Source organism: Gemmatimonas sp. (assembly GCF_044345575.1).
GTDB lineage: Bacteria > Gemmatimonadota > Gemmatimonadetes > Gemmatimonadales > Gemmatimonadaceae > Gemmatimonas.
In genome coordinates this window covers 1-2,511 of record NZ_JBIJAW010000436.1, presented here as the reverse complement: position 1 = coordinate 2,511, position 2,511 = coordinate 1, and the positions used below count along the sequence as shown (strand labels likewise).

The 2,511-nt window shown below is 66.8% G+C and carries 3 protein-coding genes and 1 pseudogene; all 4 read right to left on the bottom strand.

Annotation, left to right across the window (positions count from 1 at the left end):
- A partial coding sequence (locus ACIQ6O_RS16345; protein ID WP_396208833.1) for a hypothetical protein occupies positions 1-522 on the bottom strand: 522 nt, incomplete at its 3' end.
- Positions 519-926, bottom strand: coding sequence for a hypothetical protein (locus tag ACIQ6O_RS16340; RefSeq protein ID WP_396208832.1), 408 nt, complete (start codon positions 924-926; stop codon positions 519-521). The genes ACIQ6O_RS16345 and ACIQ6O_RS16340, both read right to left, overlap by 4 nt.
- A gap of 19 nt (positions 927-945) precedes the next feature.
- Positions 946-2,274, bottom strand: a complete 1,329-nt coding sequence (locus tag ACIQ6O_RS16335) for a M20/M25/M40 family metallo-hydrolase (RefSeq protein WP_396208831.1) — start codon at positions 2,272-2,274, stop codon at positions 946-948.
- A 56-nt stretch (positions 2,275-2,330) separates the two neighbouring features.
- Positions 2,331-2,511 (bottom strand): annotated as a pseudogene (locus ACIQ6O_RS16330) (citrate transporter); the annotation flags it as partial.

Below are 2,511 nucleotides of genomic sequence, written 5' to 3'. Positions count from 1 at the left end.
GAGCGCCGTCCCATTCCACCAATCCCGCTCGCGCGCCTTCACGAGCCCCGCGCGTAGGTACGACAGCAGCACCTGCGCCGCCACGAACACTACCGCGGCATGCTGGACGCGCGTGGAGACGGGCGCCGTCGCGAGCGCGAGCATGAGCAGCACGATGAAGAGCATGCCATCACTCCCACCGTTCATCGTGCCGCGTACGCGCACGGCGGTGTGCCACACCGATACGGCCAGCCCCGCGGCGGCCATCGCGCCCATGGAGTCGCGCCGGTCGTCGAGCATGGCTGCGAGCAACAGCAGCGAAGCGAGCGAGGTCTGCACCCACGGCATCGCTCTCGTAATGCCATCGCGCATGAGCAGGCGGCGCCATCCCCACCACCCGCGAAGCGTCTCCTCACGCCACACATCGCGGAGTACCCCCGACGCCTGCATCGCCTGCCACTCGAGCGCCACCACGATCATCGCAAGGGCGGTCAGCGCCTGCATGAGCCGCGTCACTGTATCGAACTCGGTGGCGAGGCTCACGACGGAAGGCCGCCACCGCACATCACGCGCACCGCGTCGCCGTCGGTAGGCACCGCGGGCGCGGCGATGATGCGCCACTCCCAACGGCCCGCCGGCTGGTCGTCCTGCGCGAACCGCGCACGCACCTGGTGTTCGACGATGGCCACCACCAGGGCACGGGACGTCGCGTCCGGCTCACCGAGCGTACACTCCATGGCGAACCGATCCACCGCGCTGTGCAGCGCCAGATGCGTGGTACCTTCCGGGTGATACAACACTGAGCGCCACGTTCGCGGCGGCGCCTGCAGGAGATCATGCCACGGGCCGAGTGTGCCGTCGTGTGCCGTCACCCGTGCCTGCAACCGCGGCACCTCGGTGACGCGGTCGAAAAACGCCCACGACGGAAAGAGCAGCCGCAGCAGCACGGTGGCAGTACCGACCGGCCTACATCGCGTTGGGGCGACGGAACTCCGTTGCCTTGCGCTTCCCAAGGCGGTACAGCATCACCGCCGCGCGCTCCGTCTGCATGTGCAACGCGTTGAGGTTCACCGATTCGTTGGGAGAATGCGACCCATTCCCGATGGCCCCGAGTCCCTCCAGCCCATCGATAAGCGGCGCCACGAAGCTCAGGTCGCCGGCCCCCCGTCGGGCCGGGTCGCTCGCTTTGAGCGCCCCGTGGCCGAGCGATGCGCTGGCGCCGCTGTACAGCTCGAGCAGCGCGGTGTTGCCCGCCGTCACCGCCATTGGCGGGTATCCCTCGTCGAACGTGATCTCGGCCGTCGTGCCTGGAAGATTCCGCCCCACGATCTCCTGCATCTTGGCCTGCGCTCGCGCGATCTGGGCCTGATCCATCGCGCGCAGATCACCCTGCACCCAGGTGATGGGCGAAATGATGTTGGTCTTGCCGGCCAGTGAGCCCGACAGCGTGGTGGTGTCGTACTTCACGTCCGACCCACCCACGATGGTGCCCGGGTTGTAGGTGAGGTTGGTTTCGGATGCCAGTTCACGACGGAATTCATCCAGAATGCGCGCCGCTTCGTAGATGGAACCGTACGTCCCGCGGAACACTCCTGAGGAGTGTCCCTGCTTACCGGTAACCTTGAGAATCCATCCGCTGGCCGAGCGTCGTCCCACCGTGGCTTCCGTGTATGAGCCGCCTTCGAAGGCCAGCGCGATATCGCTCTGCTTGGCCGCATCGAGGAGCGCTTCCCGCGCCTTGGAGAGCGGATCGCCGGGCATCTCCTCGTCGCCGGTCATCACCACGGTGACGTTGAGGTCGGCCAGCGCACCCGTGGCAGCCAGGGCCTTGAGCGCGTACAGGATGATCACGTCGCCGCCCTTCATGTCGTTCGAGCCCGCACCCCGCGCGATGGAATCGGTGCGCTCGAACCGCTGATTGGGCCCTTCGAACACGGTATCGAGGTGACCGATGAGCAACATGCGCGGACTGCCAGCCTTCCCCGTGTGCGTCGCCACCAGATGGCCAGCGCGCTTCATCTCGGCGGGGACATCGACCCATCGCGTGCTGAAGCCAAGGGAATCGAGCGTGCCCATCATCATGCGTCCCGCCGCACGCACGCCCTCCACGTTGAGCGAGCCGCTGGGGATGTTCACCAGCGTCTCCAGGTACGCGACCTGCGCCTCACGCGTGGCCGCGAGCTCACGCCGGAGCCGCTGCTCGACCTTGTCGAGTGAGGGCGACTGGGCCGCCATCGCCGAAGGAACAAGAACAACCGCAGCAAGACCACACAGCAGACGCGACGAGGCGGACACGAGAGATGCACTCCGTTGGTTGAGGATGCGGAAGGATAATGCGCTGAAACGGATACTCAGCGCGCTCCGACGAAGGGAATGACCGACAACGCCAGGCCGGCCCCAAGCAGCACCAACGCCGACAGCAGCGCCCACTTGAGCGTGAAGCGCTGATGCTCGCCGAAATCCACGCCGCACAACCCGACGAGCAGAAACGTCGACGGCACGAGCGGGCTCAGCAGATGGACCGGCTGCCCA